10 protein-coding genes are annotated in these 16,953 nt (G+C 72.1%); 4 read left to right on the forward strand and 6 right to left on the reverse strand.

The features are described from left to right. Positions 1–47: 47 nt before the first annotated feature. Complete coding sequence (locus AC07OQ_RS07645) at positions 48–2,138, reverse strand: ATP-dependent helicase (protein ID WP_495052506.1); 2,091 nt, start codon at positions 2,136–2,138, stop codon at positions 48–50. Positions 2,139–2,205: 67 nt separating this feature from the next. Continuing rightward, positions 2,206–4,671, reverse strand: coding sequence for a hypothetical protein (locus AC07OQ_RS07650; RefSeq protein WP_495052507.1), 2,466 nt, complete (start codon positions 4,669–4,671; stop codon positions 2,206–2,208). Positions 4,672–4,750: 79 nt separating this feature from the next. Between AC07OQ_RS07650 and AC07OQ_RS07655 the strand changes: the two genes are divergently transcribed. Both AC07OQ_RS07655 and AC07OQ_RS07660 read left to right on the forward strand, forming a co-directional pair. Continuing rightward, positions 4,751–5,548: a substrate-binding periplasmic protein gene (locus AC07OQ_RS07655; RefSeq protein WP_495052508.1), complete on the forward strand. Its 798-nt coding sequence runs from the start codon at positions 4,751–4,753 to the stop codon at positions 5,546–5,548. A 9-nt stretch (positions 5,549–5,557) separates the two neighbouring features. Beyond that, positions 5,558–7,072: an alkaline phosphatase D family protein gene (locus tag AC07OQ_RS07660; protein WP_495052509.1), complete on the forward strand. Its 1,515-nt coding sequence runs from the start codon at positions 5,558–5,560 to the stop codon at positions 7,070–7,072. A gap of 16 nt (positions 7,073–7,088) precedes the next feature. Here the strand turns inward: AC07OQ_RS07660 and AC07OQ_RS07665 are convergent, their stop codons facing one another. Next, on the reverse strand, positions 7,089–8,204 hold the full coding sequence (locus tag AC07OQ_RS07665) for a serine/threonine-protein kinase (protein WP_495052510.1): 1,116 nt from the start codon (positions 8,202–8,204) through the stop codon (positions 7,089–7,091). Positions 8,205–8,359: 155 nt separating this feature from the next. Here AC07OQ_RS07665 and AC07OQ_RS07670 point away from each other — a divergent pair, with 155 nt between their 5' ends. Beyond that, positions 8,360–9,340 carry an AEC family transporter gene (locus AC07OQ_RS07670; protein ID WP_495052511.1) on the forward strand — a complete coding sequence of 327 codons (981 nt, stop codon included), beginning with the start codon at positions 8,360–8,362 and terminating at the stop codon, positions 9,338–9,340. Positions 9,341–9,373: 33 nt separating this feature from the next. Beyond that, the gene (locus AC07OQ_RS07675; RefSeq protein ID WP_495052512.1) at positions 9,374–11,776 is read left to right on the forward strand and encodes an alpha/beta hydrolase family protein; all 2,403 of its coding nucleotides are present in this window, start codon (positions 9,374–9,376) and stop codon (positions 11,774–11,776) included. Positions 11,777–11,781: 5 nt separating this feature from the next. Here the strand turns inward: AC07OQ_RS07675 and AC07OQ_RS07680 are convergent, their stop codons facing one another. The 3 genes from AC07OQ_RS07680 to hemE form a co-directional block, all read right to left on the reverse strand. Continuing rightward, positions 11,782–13,242: a dihydrolipoyl dehydrogenase gene (locus AC07OQ_RS07680; protein WP_495052513.1), complete on the reverse strand. Its 1,461-nt coding sequence runs from the start codon at positions 13,240–13,242 to the stop codon at positions 11,782–11,784. A 75-nt stretch (positions 13,243–13,317) separates the two neighbouring features. Further along, positions 13,318–15,477 (reverse strand): replication restart helicase PriA, encoded by a 2,160-nt coding sequence (gene priA, locus AC07OQ_RS07685; protein WP_495052514.1) that lies wholly within the window; start codon positions 15,475–15,477, stop codon positions 13,318–13,320. A 319-nt stretch (positions 15,478–15,796) separates the two neighbouring features. Beyond that, positions 15,797–16,885: a uroporphyrinogen decarboxylase gene (gene hemE / locus AC07OQ_RS07690; RefSeq protein ID WP_495052515.1), complete on the reverse strand. Its 1,089-nt coding sequence runs from the start codon at positions 16,883–16,885 to the stop codon at positions 15,797–15,799. Positions 16,886–16,953 lie beyond the last annotated feature (68 nt).

The raw sequence follows: 16,953 nt of genomic DNA on the forward strand, positions 1-16,953 counted from the left end.
TCAGGCCGCCGTATCGGGCACGGCCGGTGCTTGATGGCGCGCCGGAATCAATCGCCCTGCTTCTGCGCCGCCGTCGTCGCCGCGCCCTTGGCCGCCAGTGCCTCGCGCAGCTTCTTGAGCCGCTCGCGCGGGTCTTCCTTGCTGCCGCCCTCGTCGAGCTTCATCTCGGCGATGAAGCGGCTCGGGATGCCCATCACCATCTCGCGCGACTTCTTGCGCCGGCGCAGGGTCGAGACCGCCAAAGTCTTGCGCGCCCGCGTGATGCCCACGTACATCAGGCGCCGCTCCTCCTCCAGGCGCTGCGGCGTCATCTCCTCGTCGTCCGCCTTGAAGGGCAAGAGTCCCTCGTTGACGCCGGCCAGGAAGACATGCGGCCATTCCAGGCCCTTGCTGGCATGCAGGGTCGTCAGCACCACCTGGTCCTGCTCGTCGCCGCGCTCGGCCAGCGACAGGATCACGCTGATGGTCTGGGCCACGTCGAGCACCGACTTCTTAGGCTCCTCGAAGGTGCCGCCGCCGTCCTGCGTGATCTCGCCGCCGCAGCGCTTGGCCATCCAGTCGATGAAGTCCAGCACATTGCCCCAGCGCGCCACCGCGACCTTCTCGTTCTCCTCGTTGTCCAGCAGATGCTGCTCGTAGCCGATGTCGGCCAGCCATTCCATCAGCAGCGCCCTGGCCTCCTCGGCCCCCACCGCATGGCGGGCGCGGTACTCGAGGTCGTTCAGGTAGCGGCCGAATTCGTGCAGCGAGCCGATCGCCTTGGCGGAGAGCGCCGTGCCCAGGCTCTCGGCAAACAGGGCCTCGAACATGCTGGTCTTCCAGCGCCCGGCGAACTGGCTTAAAGCGCCCAGGGTCTGGTGGCCGATGCCCCGCTTGGGCGTCGTGATCGCGCGCAGGAAGGCGGGGTCGTCGTCCTGATTGACCAGCAGGCGCAGCCAGGAACACAGGTCCTTGATCTCGGCGCGATCGAAGAAGCTCTGGCCGCCCGACACCTTGTAGGGGATCTGGGCGCGACGCAGCGCCTGCTCGAAGATGCGGGCCTGGTGGTTGGCGCGATAGAGGATCGCGAAATCGCTGAAGTTCACCGCGGCCACGCCGTCCCCGCCGCCGCCGACGGTGCCGCCGTTGGCGCGGATCGCCTGGATGCGCGCCACCGCGCGCTCGGCCTCATGCTCCTCGCCGTCGGACTCGATCAGGCTGATCGGCTCGCCGTCGCCGAACTCGCTCCAGAGCTTCTTCGGAAAGATCTTCGGGTTGGAGCCGATCACATTGTTGGCCGCGCGCAGAATGGCGCCGGTGGAGCGGTAGTTCTGCTCCAGCGGGATCACCTTCAGGTTCGGATAGTCGACCGGCAGGCGCTTCAGGTTCTCGATCGTCGCGCCGCGCCAGCCGTAGATGCTCTGGTCGTCGTCGCCCACCGCGGTGAACATGCCGCGCTCGCCGACCAGCGTCTTCAGCAGCTCGTACTGCACCGCATTGGTGTCCTGGTACTCGTCGACCAGCACATAGCGCAGGGTGTCCTGCCATTTGCCGCGCGCCTCGGCGTCATCGCTCAGCAGGCGCAGCGGCAGCGAGATCAGGTCGTCGAAGTCCACCGCCTGGTAGGCGGCCAGGCGCTCCTGATAGCGCTCCATCACGATCGCGGCGGCGCGCTCGTCGTCGTCCCGGGCGATCGCCAGGGCCTGCCTGGCCGTCAGGTTCTGGTTCTTCCACAGCGAGATCGTCCATTGCCAGCGCTGCGCCTGCTTGGCGTCGACCGTGCCGCCGGCGTCGCGCAGCACCGAGAGCACGTCGTCGCTGTCGAGGATCGAGAACTGCTCCTTCAGCCCCACGCGCGTGCCCTCGCTGCGCAGGATGCGCACGCCCAGGCTGTGGAAGGTGGCGATCACCAGGTCCTTGGCGGCGCGCGGGCCGATCAGGCTCTTGGCGCGCTCGCGCATCTCCTGGGCCGCCTTGTTCGTGAAGGTGATGGCCGCGATGTTCTTGGCCTGGTAGCCGGACTGCAGCAGGCGGGCCAGCTTCTGCGTGATCACGCTGGTCTTGCCCGAACCGGCGCCGGCGATCACCAGGCAGGGGCCGTGCAGGTGATGGACGGCCTCCATCTGGGCGGGGTTCAGGGAATGGGACGCGTTGGCCATGGGGATTCGAGCGGCAAGGCCGCGCATGATAGCCAAGCCGCCCGCGGCGGCATGTGCTAGGAAAAGCTCAGGCCTTGGGCTTGGGCAGCGCCCGCAGCCCCAGGCCCAGGGCCAGCACCACGAAGAACAGGAAGCCGATGCGCGGCGCGTCGATCAGGCTGTCGAACAGCCCCACCACCAGAAAGCCCAGCAATCCGCCGGCCACCGCCGGCGCCAGCGGATGCCGGCGCGCATGGCCCAGCGTGCAGCGCCACAACGCCGCCGCCAGCAGGGTGCCGCCCAGCGCCAGGCCGACCAGGCCCTGTTCGAACAGCAGGTGCAGCGGCAGGCTCTTGATGTGCCAGGGCATGTGGTTGCGGTCGCTGGACGAGAACCAGCGTGCGAAGCCCCGCGAGAAGTCGCCATTGGCCAGCAGCGCGTCGCCGCGGGCGTCGCCGAGCTGCAGCGCCGCGATGTCCACCCGCTCGGCCACCGAGCCGAGCCCGATCGAGAACGTGATCAGCCGCGGTGACCACCAGCGCCCGCCCAGCGGCGGCGCCGCGCCCAGCTCGAGCTCGGCGTCCTGCCACTGGCCCGGCCGGCCCTTGATCGGAAGGCCGTTGGCCACGCAGACGTTGTTGTAGATCAGGTGCTTCTCGCAGACCTCCACCAGAATGCCCACGTCGTCGGCGCTGCGCACCCGCGCCTTCAGCCGCACCAGGCCCTGCGGCGCGTCCACGCGCTGGCTGACGCGGAAGATCTCGCCCCAGCCCAGCATATGGCGGCCGCTGCTCAGGCTCAGGTAGGGGGCCCGCGCGTCCTCGTGCAGCCGGTAGTCGCCCACCCGCTCGGCCTCCGGCCCGGCGTAGTAGTAGCTGTCGACGAAGCGGCCCGTGCCCTTGCCCAGCAGCCATTCCTCGGGGCCGTCCAGCAGACTCAGCCCCAGGCGCCAATGCGCCAGGCGTTGCTCCATGTCGTGGCGCCCGGTGCCCATGCGGTCGCCCATATAGCTGCCGCCGGCAAAGGTGGCGATCACGCCGCTGAGCAGCACGCAACCGGTCCACAGCAGGCCGCGATCGCGCCAGGACAGGGTCACCAGCGCGGCGCCGGCCGAGCCGGGCAGCAATTGCAGCCCGCCCCAGGCCAGGGCCAGCAGCGCCAGGGCCGGCCAGGCCCGCAGCAGCGCACCCTCGCCGCCCCAGTGACCGGCCACCACGCCGGCGCAGGCCAGGCTCAGGAACACCGCCGCCGCCAGCACACAGGCCTGCAGATGGCGGGTCAGGCCGGCGCGCCACCACCAGGCCAGTGCGAGCCCGCCCAGCACCACCAGCCCGTCCAGCACATAGGCCGCCTTGGCAATGCGCAGCGACAGCACCCAGAACAGCGCGGCCGCCATCGCCGCCAGCATCGCCGCCATCAGCAGCACGATCAGGCGCTGCGAGCGCCCCGTCTGCAGGCGCAGCGGCGGCATCGCGATCAGCAGCAGCGCGCTGCCCGCCAGCGCCAGCAGCGCGCGGTAGCCGCCGCCCAGGAACAGCGGCCAGGCCGCCAGGCCGAAGCCCAGCAGCAGGGCCAGCAGCACCGCGCGGCGCGGCCAGTGCGCCGACGCCCCGCCGTCGTGCCAGATGCCGACCTGGCCGCGCCGCTGCCAGGCCGACAGCGCCAGGCACAGGGCGGCGCCCAGCGGCAGGGCCAGATAGACGCCGCGCGAGAAGGTGGCCAGGGCCGCATAGCCGCCCAGCAGCAGCAAGGCCAGCAGCGCGACGAAGCGGCGCGGCCGCTGCTCCTGCAGCAAGCCCGCCAGCGCGAAGGGAAAGGTCAGCGCCAGACAGGCATCGAGCGGCGCACCGCCCACATGGGTCTCCCAGAACAGCGCCGTCGTGCGGTAGTCGGTCGAGAAATTGAGCAGGCCGGTGAAGGCCAGCCGCTCCCACACCGCGGCCAGCGCGGCCCCGGCCAGCGCCAGTTGCAGCGCCAGCGCCAGGCGCCGCGGCGCGGCCAGCGGCTGGCGTGCCGCGGCGGCCCGCCACAGCGGCAGCAGCAGCAGCACGAGGAACAGGCTCTTGCCCTGGCGCAGGCTGTTCATCGGCTCGTGATAACCCTGCCACCAGCCGAAGCGCCAGCCGCCGGCCTGCAGCCCGCCGCGCCAGATGGCCAGCAGCACCGAGGCCGCGAACAGCGCCAGCAGCACCTTGGTCAGGCCCGACCAGCCCAGCGAGCGCTGCCAGACCGGTGCGCGTTCGCTGTCGCGCCCGCCCAGGGCCAGCACCAGATAGCCGCCGGTGGCCACCGCCAGGACCAGCAGGTCCAGTTCCTCGAAGCTGAGCCAGCCGGTCCAGGGCGCAAAACCCACCAGGGGCACCAGGGCCGGCAGCAGCAGGGGCAAGACCTGCCACCGGGCAAAGGCCAGGCCCGCCAGCGCGAGCCACAAGAACAGCGCCAGCGGCCAGGCCAGCGGGTAGTGCCAGGCCAGGAAGAGACCGGCCGATGCGCTGCCCAGGGCCAGCAGCAGGGCCAGCCAGGCTTTGGGGTGATGAGGACGGGTGAGCGGCATGCAGCAAGGCCGGGCGGTCGGCGCATGATAGCCAAGCCGGCGCCCGAAACCACCGGTCCGGCACGCTACATTGCGGGGGATGGAACGGGAACAGGGTACGCCCCGCCGCGGCCGCAGCGCCTGGCTGCTGGCCGGCGCTCTGCTGTGGCTTGCCGCCGGCCTTGCGCAGGCGCGCGAGCTGCTGGTGGTCGGCACCCAGTTCCCGCGCATCTACGAGAGCGTCGAGGGCGCCGAGGGCGGCCGGCAGCAACCCACCGGCCTGGGCGTCGAGCTGCTGAACCGGGCGGCGCAGCGCATGGGCCACAGCCTGCGCTACGAGCTCTACCCCTGGCCTCGCGCGCAGCTGATGGTGGAGCGCGGCCAGGCCGACATCCTGGTCGGCCCCTACCGCACGCCCGAGCGCGAACAGCGCTTCACCTTCTCGCCGCAGGCCTTCTACGAGGACGCCCTGGTGTTCTACGTGCGCCGCGAGCAGGCCCAGCTGTGGCAGGGCGACTATGCCCGCCTGGCCGAGCATCCGATCGGCCAGGTGCAGGGCTGGGCCTACGGCGACGGCTTCGAGCAGGCCCGCGGCATGCTGCGGCTGAGCACCGCGCGCGACGTGATCTCGGGGCTGCAGATGCTGCGCCTGGGCCGCATCGACCTGCTGGCCAGCAACCAGCGCAACACCGAGCCGGTGCTGCAGCAACTGGGCCTGGAGCAGTTGCTGCAGATCAGCGGCCCGCCGATCGGCCAGCTGCGCGGCCATTTCGCCTTCCCGCGCGACGCCCGCGGGCTGGCGCTGCGCGACGCGCTGGACCAGGCGATGAGCGAGATGCGCACGCACGGCGAGCTGCGCGAGCTGTCGCGTCGCTGGAACGTCAAGATTCCCGACTAGGCTGTGCGCATGCACGCATTGACCTCCCGCCGCGGCCTGCTGCAGGCCGCCCTCGCCGCCGGCATCGCGCCGGCCCTGCTGCTGCGCCACGCCGAGGCCGGCAGCGCCCCGCTGTTCGCCCTGGGCGTCGCCTCCGGCAGCCCGCGCCCCGAGCGCCTGGTGCTCTGGACCCGCCTGCTCGGCGCCGAGCTGCCGCCCGAGGTGACGGTGCATTGGGAACTGGCCGAGGACGAGGGCTTCAAGACCGTGGCCGCCAGCGGCAGCGAACGCGCGGTCGGCGCCGATGCCCATTGCGTGCATGCCGAGCCGCAGGGCCTGAAGCCCGATCGCTGGTACTGGTACCGCTTCAGCGCGCAGGGGCAGCGGAGCGTCACCGGCCGCACCCGCACCGCCCCGGCCGCCGATGCCGCGCCGCAGCGCCTGCGTTTCGCGATCGCCTCCTGCCAGCGCTGGGACCATGGCGAGTACGCCGCCTGGGGCGACATGGCGCGCCAGGACCTGGACCTGGTGCTGTTCCTGGGCGACTACATCTACGAGAGCGCCAGCGCCCCGGCCAGCCAGGCGCCGCGCCAGCACGAGGGCGGGCTGTGCCGCACGCTGGACGACTACCGGCGCCGTTATGCGCAGTACAAGTCCGACCCGCAGCTGCAGGCCATGCACGCGGCCGCGCCCTGGATCCTGACCTGGGATGACCACGAGACCGAGAACGACTGGGCCGGCGACGTCTCCCAGCATCTGGAACAGGACTTCCGACTGCGGCGCAGCGCCGCCGCCAAGGCCTACTGGGAGCACCAGCCCTTCCCGAAATCGATGCGCCCGCGCGGCGCCGAGATGGTGCTGACCCGGCATTACGACTGGGGCCGCCTGGCCCGCCTGATCACCCTGGACGACCGCTCCTGGCGCACGCCGCAGGCCTGCCCCAAACCCGGCAAGGGCGGTTCCAACACGGTGGCGCTGCGCGACTGCCCGGCCCTGCTGGAGCCGGCGCGCAGCCTGCTCGGAACGGCGCAGGAGCGCTGGCTGGCCGACAGCTGGGACGCCGAGCGGCCCTGGAACCTGCTGGCCCAGCAGACCCTGATGGCGCCGCTGAACTGGCCCGCGCCCGAGGGCCAGCATTGGACCGACGGCTGGGACGGCTATCCGGCCGCACGCGAGCGCCTGCTGCGCGACCTGGCGGCGCGCCGGGTGCGCAATGCCGTGGTGCTGGGCGGCGACGTGCATGCCAACTATGTGGCCGAGCTGCGCGCGGCGCCGGATGCGCCCCTGCTGGCCAGCGAGTTCTGCGGCACCTCGATCAGCAGCAATGGCCTGGCACAGGCGCGCGTCGAGCGCATGCTGGCCGACAACCCGCATCTGCTCTATGGCCGCAGCGACGAGCGCGGCTATATGCGCTTCGAGCTGCAGGCGGGTCGGCTGGAGGCCGAGCTGCGCGGCGTGGTCGAACCCTGGAACGCGCTCAGCGCGGTGCGCGCCGGCGCACGCTTCGTCGTCGAGGCCGGACGGCCGGGGCCGCAGCAGGCCTGACCGTCGTCCGTTAGCCCTAGCGCTGCGGCGCCCCGCTGACGGGCGGCGCGCCGCTCACCGGCAGCGCCGTGATCTGGCGCTGAAAAACCAGATGGCCGGCCCAGCCGCCCACGGCCAGCAGGGCCAGCCCGCCGATCGCGAGCAGACGGTGCCAGCGTTTGCGGCGCGGCGCGGGCGGCGCCGGGCCACCGCGGGACTCGGGCGACGCGGGCGCCGGCGTCGGGCTGGGCATCGGCGCCAGGCTCAGGGCCGAGTGATTGCGGCCCTCCAGCCAGGCGTGCAGGTCCTCGCCCAACTCGCGCGCCGAGGGGTGGCGCTGCGCGGGCAGCTCGGCCATGGCCTTCAGCAGCAGGGCCTCCAGGCTGAAGCGCTCGGCCGTGCTCAGGCCGACCAAGCTGCTGGCCGAGGGACGGCGCACGCCATTGGCATCGGCGCGCGGCGCACGGCCGTTGATCAGCCAGCAGGCCAGCATGCCCAGCGCATAGGCCTCGCTGGCCAGGCTGGGCTGGCCGCCGTCGCGCAGCTCGGGCGCCACGAAGGGCAGCGCGGCCAGGCTGAAGACCGGCGTCGGCGTGCCCGGCTCGGGCGCCAGCTCGGCCAGGCCCAGGCCCATCAGGCGCAGCTTCGATCCGGCGGCCAGCCACAGCAGGCCGGGATCCAGCTCGCGCAGCAGCAGCCCTTCCTCATGGGCCTGCTGCAGGGCGTCGCAGAGCTGCAGCAACAGCCGCAGCCGCTGGCGCAGGGGCAGCGCCGCCGCCGCCACCAGCAGCGGCTGACCCTCGGCCGGCCAGGGCAGCACCAGATAGGGCAGGCCGCCGGGCGTGAGGCCGCTGTCCAGCGGCGCGGCGATCACGGCATGGTGGAAGCCGCCCTGCAGACCGGCCTGTTCGGCAAAGCGCAGCAGCACGGCCTGCGCATCCGCGCCCTGCGGATAGACCAGCATGGCGGCCGGCTCGTCGGCCGCCAGCGCATGCTCGGCGCGGTACCAGCGTCCGGTGTCGCAGCCATGCAGGGCCTGCGCGATGCGCCAGACGCCCAGTCGGTCGCCGGCCTGCAGAGGGGGCGGCAAGGCGGTGGCGGCGGCAACCTTGACGGGCGCGGGAAAGGAGGCGGAAAAACGGGCGGCAGGCATGGCGGGGAGGCTTTGCGGCGCATCCTAGGCGCAAGCCCGGCCGGCCGGCGCCCGGCCGCCCCCCTCAAAGCGGGGTGGGCCGCGCATTCGCTCACGCTTGGCGTCGACTTTGCACGCGGCCGCGGGCGGTGCCCGGCTTGCGATACTCCGCCCCCATGCAAGCGATCCTGGCCGTCACCCTGCCTTTCTTCGCCCTGGTGCTGTGCGGCTATCTGGCGGCGCGCCAGCGCGTGCTGGCCGAGAGCGCGATCCCCGGCCTGAACGGCTTCGTGCTGTTCTTCGCCCTGCCCTGCATGCTGTTCCGTTTCGGCATGAACACGCCGGTGCTGGAGCTGCTGAATCCGGCGGTGCTGGGCGTCTATGTGGCGGCGGCGCTGCTGATCGTGCTGCTGACGGTGCGGCTCACGCGCTCGGCCCGGGTGGACCTGAAGGACGCGGCCTTCGGCGCCCTGGTCGCGGCCTTCCCCAACACCGGCTTCATGGGCGTGCCCCTGCTGGTGGCCCTGCTGGGGCCGGCCGCGGCGGGGCCGGTGATCTGCACCATCCTGGCCGACCTCTTCATCACCAGCTCGCTGTGCATCGCGCTGGCGCGCGCGCATGACGCCACCGGCTCGACCGGCGGCGGCGATGCCCGCAGCGCGGCGCTGCTGGCGCTGCGCGGCGCGTTGTCGAACCCGCTGCCCTGGGCCATCGCGCTGGGCGCGCTGGCGTCCGGCACCGGGCTGCGCCCGCCGGGTCCGCTGGACGCGGTGATCAAGATGCTGGCCGATGCGGCCACGCCGGTGGCGCTGTTCACGATCGGCGCCGTGCTGTGGCGCGCCGGCCTGCATGCCCACACGCGCACGCCGCCGGCGCTGTACCTGCCGGTGGCGGCCATCAAGCTGCTCGTGCACCCCGCCCTGGTGTTCGGCCTGGGCGCGCTGGCGCAGGCCCTGGGCGCCGGCCCGAGCGCCTTCCAGCTCGGGGTGCTGACCCTGGCGGCGGCCCTGCCCAGCGCCAGCAATGTCTCGCTGCTGGCCGAACGCTACGGCGCCGACAACGGGCGGGTGGCGCGCATCATCATGGCTTCCACCGTGCTGGCCTTCATCACGTTCAGCCTGCTGGCCTGGCTGCTCGGCGCCGGCGCGCCGGCCTGATATGGTTGCGGGTCCCGCCTCCCTGCCGCCTTCATGCTCCGCCCCGTCCTGACGCTGATCCTCGCCCTGCTGGCCTTCGGGCCGAGCGCCGCCCAGCCCGCGGCCCAGGGCTATCAGCAGCCGTCGGCGGCGATGCGCGAGGTGCTGGACGCGCAGCCGCTGCCGCGCCTGCTGGTGGCGCCGGACCGCCAGACCCTGGCCCTGCTGGAGCTGAAGCGCTTCAACAGCCTGGCCGAGCTGGCGCGCCCGGCGCTGCGCCTGGCCGGCCTGCGCTTCGACGCCGCCAGCACCACGCCGCAGCCGCTGGCCACCGTGCAGCGCCTGCGCCTGCGCAGCCTGTTCAACCCCGAGGCGCCCGAACGCCTGGTCGACCTGCCCGGCGGCGGCTTCCACAGCTTCGCCTGGGCACCGGACGGCCAGCGCTTCCTGCTGGAGCGCCGCAGCGACGTGGCCAACGAGCTGTGGGTCGGCGACACCGCCAGCGGCAGCCTGCGCCAGGTGCCCTTCGTGCGCCTGAACAATGCGCTGGCCCAGGGCGAGCAGGCCTGGCTGAACCCGCGCGAGCTGGTGCTGCTGACCATCCCGAAGCGGCGCGGCGCGCCGCCGCGCCCCAGCACCAGCCCGGTAGTGCAGGAGAGCCTGGGCCGGGCCTCGCCGGAGCGCACCTATCCCGACCTGCTGAAGTCGCCGCATGACGAGGCCCTGTTCGAATACCACGCGCGCGCGCAGCTGACCCTGGTGGACCTGGCCAGCGCGCAGTCGCGCGACCTCGGCGAGCCGGCGCTGTTCTCGTCGATCAGCAGCGTCGGCGAGGGCCAGTACCTGCTGACCGAGCGCGTCGTGCGCCCCTTCAGCTATCACCTGACCTGGGACGATTTCCCGCTGGTCGCCGAGGTGCGCCAGCGCGACGGCAGGGTCCTGCGCGAGCTGGCCAAGCTGCCGCTGAAGGCGGGCGTCGCGATCGACGGCGCGCTGCCCGGCCCGCGCGTCTTCTATGCCTCGCCGACCCGGGACGCGGCGGTCTACTGGGTCGAGGCGCTGGACGGCGGCAACCCGAATGCACGCGTCGCCTTCCGCGACCGCGTGATGCGCCTGGACCCGCCGTTCACCGGCGAGCCGCTGGAGGTGCAGCGCATGCCGCACCGCTTCACGCGGCTGCGCTTCCTGGACGACGGCCAGCATGCGCTCTTGACCGAGACCGACCGCGTGCGCGCCTGGACGCGCACCTATCTGCTGCCGCTGCGCGGCAGCCAGAGCAAACCGCTGTTCGAGCATTCGGTGCGCGAACGCTACCGCCATCCGGGCGCGCCGCTGATGCGCACCCTGCCCAATGGCCAGAGCGTGATCCAGAGCACGCGCGACGGCGAGATCTTCCTGATCGGCCAGGGCGCCGGCCCGCGCGGCGAACGCCCCTTCCTGGACAAGCTGTCGATCCGGGACCTGAGCGTGCAGCGCCTGTTCCAGTCCGGCGAGGCGGCCTACGAGCTGCCGGTCGCGCTGCTGGACGAGCGTCGCCTGCTGCTGCAGCGCGAGAGCCCGGTGGAGCCGCCCAATCTCTATCTGCGCGACGGCAACAACGGGACGGCGACCTTGCAGGCCCTGACCCGCATCAAGGACCCCAGCCCGCAGCTGCGCAAGGTCAGGCGCGAGCTGGTCAGCTTCAAGCGCGCGGACGGCGTGGAGCTGTCCTTCTGGCTCTACCTGCCGCCCGACTACAAGGAGGGCGAGCGCCGGCCGGGCCTGGTCTGGGCCTACCCGCTGGAGTTCAACGACGCGCAGGTGGCCGGCCAGCTGAGCGGCGCGCCCAGCCGCTTCCCGAGCTTCCCGGGCATCAGCCCGCAGCTGCTGGCGCTGGACGGCTTCGTGGTGCTGAACGACGCCACCATGCCCGTGGTGGGCGACCAGCGCAGCATGAACGACGGCTTCGTCGAGCAGATCACGATGAACGCGCGCGCCATCATCGACAAGGCCGAGGAGCTGGGCGTGGTCGACCCCCGGCGCCTGGCGATCGGCGGCCACAGCTACGGCGCCTTCATGGCGGTCAATCTGCTGGCCCATACCCGCCTGTTCAAGGCCGGCATCGCGCGCAGCGGCGCCTACAACCGCACCATGACGCCCTTCGGCTTCCAGAGCGAACGCCGCTCGCTATGGGACGCGCGCGAAACCTATCTGAAGGTCTCGCCCTTCCTGTTCGCCGACCGCATCAAGGAGCCGCTGCTGCTGATCCACGGCGAGGCCGACGGCAACTCCGGCACCTATCCGATGCAGAGCGAGCGCCTCTACCAGGCGCTGGCCGGCCTGGGCGGCACGGTGCGCTATGTGCTGCTGCCGCACGAGGGCCATGGCTACACCGCGCGCGAGTCGGTGGGCCAGGTGCAATGGGAGATGCACCAGTGGCTGCGCGCCTACCTGGGTGACCCGCGCAACGGCAACTGAGGTCCTCAGCCCCCCGGGCCGCAGTCCAGGCAGCGTTCGACCGGCACCGGCCCCATGCGCAGCTGGCGCTGCAGCTGGCGCAGCGCGGTGCGCAGCCCTTCCTCGACGACCGGGTGGTAGAAGGGGCTGTCCAGCATCTGCTGCACCGTGTCGCCGCGCTGCGCGCACCAGGCCAGCAGGTGGCCCAGATGCTCGGCCGCCGGGCCGATCATCTCGGCGCCGAGGAAGCGGCCGGTCTCGCGCTCGCCATAGACATGCAGGGCGCCGCGATTCTTCAGCATCACGCGGCTGCGCCCCTGGTCGGCGAAGGACACCTCGCCGATCTCGAAGGCCGCGCCGGACTCCCGCAGCTCGGCATGGCTGGCGCCGGCCAGCATGATCTGCGGCTCGCTGAAGACGATGGAGAGCGGCGCGCGGCGCGGACGCACGCGCACATCGGGGAAGCGCCCGGCGTTGTCGCCGGCGATGCGGCCCTCGTCGGCCGCCTCGTGCAGCAGCTGGCGCTCGTCCAGCACGTCGCCGGCGATGAAGACGCCGCTGGCGCCGATCTGGCCGGTGCGGCGGTCGGCCTTGGGCACGCCGCCCGGTCCCAGCGGCAGGCCGGCCAGCTCCAGCGCCAGGCCCGCCACATTGGGGCCGCGGCCCATCGCGGCCAGCACATAGTCATAACGTTCGTCGATCGGCCCGCCCTGCGGGCATTCGCAGCGCAGCCGCACCCCGCCGCTCTCGCCACCATCGCCGTCCTCGCGCTCCAGCTGGATGTCGTGGGCACCGAGCGTCAGCGGCAGCTCGCCCGCCATCAGTTCGGCCGCCAGCGCCTGCAGCGCCGGGTCCGTCAGCGGCCCGACCCTGCGGCTGCGGCCCAGCAGGCGCACCCGCACGCCCAGCCGGTGCAGGGCCTGGGCCAGCTCCAGGCCGATCACGCCGGTGCCGATCACGGCCACCGAACGCGGCAGGTCCTGCCAGGCGAACACATCGTCGTTGACGATCAGCCGGTCGCCCAGCGCCTCGCGCCAGCCCTTGGGCACGACCGGATGCGAGCCGGTCGCGATCACGACGCGCTGGGCCCGCACCTGGGTATGTTCGTCCACCTGCAGCAGGCCCGGCGCGAGAAAGCGCGCCATGCCCCAGAGCTTGTGCTCGGCCGGCCAGCCGTCCACCGACTCGGTGACGAAGCCGACGAAGCGGTCGCGCTCGCCGCGCACCCGCTGCATCACCGCGCGGCCGTCGACCGCCTCCAGCTTGGCGCGCACGCCGAAGGCGCCGGCCGCGCCGACCGCATGCGCCGCCTCGGCGGCCGCGATCAGCAGCTTGCTGGGCATGCAGCCGACGCGTGCGCAGGTCGTGCCGTAATGAGCGCCCTCGATCAGCAGCACGCGCGGCGTGTGCTGCAGCGCGGCGCGATAGGCCGACATGCCGGCCGTGCCCGCGCCGATGATGGCGACATCGCAGTCCAATTGCTTCATGGCGCTCTCCGTTTGCACCCGCGATACTAGTTCAGCGCGCCCGGGCGCGTGTTTTCGGACAAAAGGCCGGCAGACTCAGATCGCCAGCGGATCCACGTCCACCGCCCAGCGCACCAGCCCCTTGTGCTCGCGCTTGAGCGCATGCAGCTCGGGCATCCACAGCCACAAGAGGCGCTGCAGCGCGCCGCGGCCGGGCGCCTCGACGAGCATCTGCATGCGCTCGACATTGGCCACGCGGGCGATGCTCATCGGCACCGGCGGGTAGACCAGCAGCTCGCGCGCCTCAGGCTGCGCCTGGGCCCAGCGCGCCGCGGCCGTCAGAAAGGCCTGGGCGGCCTCGGCCGTGCGGCCCTCGGCGCGCAGCAGGGCCAGGTGCGAATAGGGCGGCAGGCCGGCGCTTTCGCGTTCGGCCAGCTGGCTGGTCGCGAAGGCCTCGAAGTCGTGCTTCAGCAAGGCCTGGTAGAGCGCATGCTGCGGGTGCCAGGTCTGCACCCACATCTCGCTGCGCGCGGCCTGCTCGGCGTCGCGCCCGGCGCGGCCGGCGGCCTGCATCAGCAGCGCGAACAGGCGTTCGGGCGCGCGGAAGTCGCTGCTGAACAGCGCGCCGTCGGGGTTGACCGCGGCCACCAGGGTGATGCGGCGGAAGTCGTGCCCCTTGGTGATCATCTGGGTGCCGACCAGGATGTCCACCTCGCCCGCATGCACGGCCCCGAGCTGGGCCTCCAGCGCGCCCTTCAGCTTGGTGGAATCGGCATCGATGCGCGCGACGCGCGCGCCCGGCAGGCCTGCAGCCAGCTGCTCCTCCAGCTGCTCGGTGCCGCGGCCCAGCGGCGCGATGTCCTGGTTGCCGCAGTCCGGGCATGCATGCGGCACGCGCTGCGAGAAGCCGCAGTGGTGGCAGCGCAAGGTGCGATCGGCCTTGTGGAACACGCGGTAGGCGCTGCAATGCGGGCATTCGCTTTTCCAGCCGCACTCGGTGCAATGCAGCACCGGCGCATAGCCGCGCCGGTTCAGGAACACCAGGCTCTGTTCGCCGGCCGCGAGGCGCTGGCGCAGCGCGCCCAGCAGCGGCGCCGACAGTGCCGTGGTCACGCCCTTCTGGCGCGGCAGGCTGTTCATGTCGAACAGGCGCACGCGCGGCAGCGCGCCGCCGCCGATGCGCTCGGGCAACTTCAGGAGCTGGTAGCGGCTTTTCGAGGCCTTCGCCGGGCCGCTCCCAAGAAGGCCTTGGCCCCCTCGGGGGGCCGGCTGCGGCATTTGCGCGGCCGGGGGGCTCACGGGCTGGGCGTGCTGCCAGCTCTCCAGCGACGGCGTGGCCGAGCCCAGGATCACCGGCACCTGCTCCAGCCTTGCGCGGTAGACCGCCAGGTCGCGCGCCGAATAGCGCGCGCCGTCCTGCTGCTTGTAGGAGGGGTCATGCTCCTCGTCCACCGCGATCAGCCCCAGATTGGGCAGCGAGGCGAACACGGCCAGCCGCGTGCCGAGCACCAGGCGCGCCTGGCCCAGATGTGCGGCCAGCCAGTTGCGCAGGCGCTGGGCCGGCGTCAGGCCGCTGTGCAGCGACACCGTCGGCGTGCCTTCGAAGCGCTCGGCGAAGCGCGCTTCCAGCTGCGGCGTCAGATTGATCTCGGGCACCAGCACCAGCACCTGGCGGCCGCTGCTCAGCGCATGCTCGGCCGCGCGCAGATAGACCTCGGTCTTGCCGCTGCCGGTGACGCCGTACAGCAGCACCGGCGCCGGCGCGGCGCCCTGGCCGTCCTGCCCCAGCATCGCGTCCAGCCGCGCCAGCGCCTCGGCCTGGGCCGGGCTGAGCGCCGGGCGCTCGGCCGGGGCCCGAGGGTCAGGGCTTGCCTTGAGCAGCTTGTCGACCTTCTTCAGGCGCGCCTGCAGCTGTTTGCCGTCCAGCTCGCGCAGCTGCGGCGGCAGCACCGACAGCGCCACCTCGCCGATGCTGCGCTGGTAGTAGCTGGCGGCGAACTCGACCAGCTCGCACCAGCGCGCCGACAGCGGCGGCAGCGCGTCGAGCGCGGCGGTGATCGGGCGCAGCTGGCTCTCATCCAGCGCCTGGCCGGGTTCCGTGGCACCGGGCCAGACGATGCCGGTCAGCTCGCGCCGGCCCAGCGGCACCTGCACCAGGCTGCCGGGCGCGAGCGCACGCTCACTCAGGTAGTCCAGCGGACCGGAGATGCCGCTGTGCTGCGGCGCGTCGACGGCCACGCGCAGACGCAAACTCACCGGAACCTCCGCTCGAGCAGATTCTCAGGATTCAGGGCCAAGGCCATGATTTGGCGAGCTTTTCCCCAGAACCCCAAAATCTGTGGATAACTTTGTGGGTTAGTTGCTAACAGCGCCGCGCCGACAAGCTCCGTCCCGCGCGCCGGTCTGCAAAAGCCATTCCCCCCCAATGCGGTGCGGCCCATAAAAATCAATGACTTAGCCGTCCATCGGGGAAACCATGAGCTGCGCCGCAACACTGTCGGCCGCAGCCGCTCGCCGGCTACAAAGTGGGGATAAGTCAAGAGCTGAGCGCTCGCTCACCGGCCAGGCACGGCATTCAGCCGAGGCGCTGGGCACGCGAATGGCGGTGCACCTCGTCCACCAGCACCGCCACGCTTTCCGGCGGGGTGAACTGGCTGATGCCATGCCCCAGATTGAACACATGGCCGCCCCAGCTGCCGTCGGCCGCCTGCGGCCGGCCGAAGCTGTCCAGCACCGCGCGGGCCTGCTCGCGCACCGCCTCGGGCGGAGCGAACAGCACATTGGGATCGAGGTTGCCCTGCAGCGCCACCCTGGCGCCGACCCGGGCGCGCGCCCGGGCCAGGTTGACGGTCCAGTCCAGGCCCACCACGTCGGCGCCGGCATCGGCGATCTCGTCCAGCCACAGCCCGCCGCCCTTGGTGAACAGGATGCGCGGGATGCGCCGGCCCTCGTGCTCGGTCTTGACCTGCGCCAGCACGCGCTTCGAATAGTCCAGGCTGAAACGCTGGAACATGCCGTCGGCCAGCACGCCGCCCCAGGAGTCGAACAGCATCACGGCCTGGGCGCCGGCCTCGATCTGCGCGTTCAGGTACTGGGCCACCGCGTCGGCATTGACCGCCAGGATGCGGTGCATCAGGTCGGGGCGCGCATACATCAGGCTCTTGACCTGGCGGTAGTCGTCCGAGCCGCCGCCCTCCACCATATAGCAGGCCAGGGTCCAGGGGCTGCCGGAGAAGCCGATCAGCGGCACCCGGCCGTTCAGGGCGCGGCGGATCGAGGCCACCGCGTCGAACACATAGCGCAGCTTGGCCATGTCGGGCACGGCCAGCGCGGCGACCGCGGCCTCGTCGCGCACCACCTTCTCGAACTTCGGGCCCTCGCCCTGCGCAAAGGACAGGCCCAGGCCCATCGCATCCGGCACGGTCAGGATGTCGGAGAACAGGATGGCCGCATCGAGCGGGTAGCGCTCGAGCGGCTGCAGCGTGACCTCGGTGGCGTAGTCGGTGTTGGTGGCCAGGCCCATGAAGCTGCCGGCCTTGGCGCGGGTGTCGCGGTATTCGGGCAGGTAGCGGCCCGCCTGGCGCATCAGCCAGACGGGGGTGTGATCGGTGGGCTGGCGCAGGCAGGCGCGCAGGAAGTTGTCGTTTTGCAGAAGGGCGCTCATGGTTTGCCATTATCCGCTGCGATACTGGCTTGAATGCCGCCCAAGCGGCACCACCTGGCCGGTCAGCG

The sequence above is a fragment of the Roseateles sp. GW821-FHT09B06 genome (genome assembly GCF_059418245.1).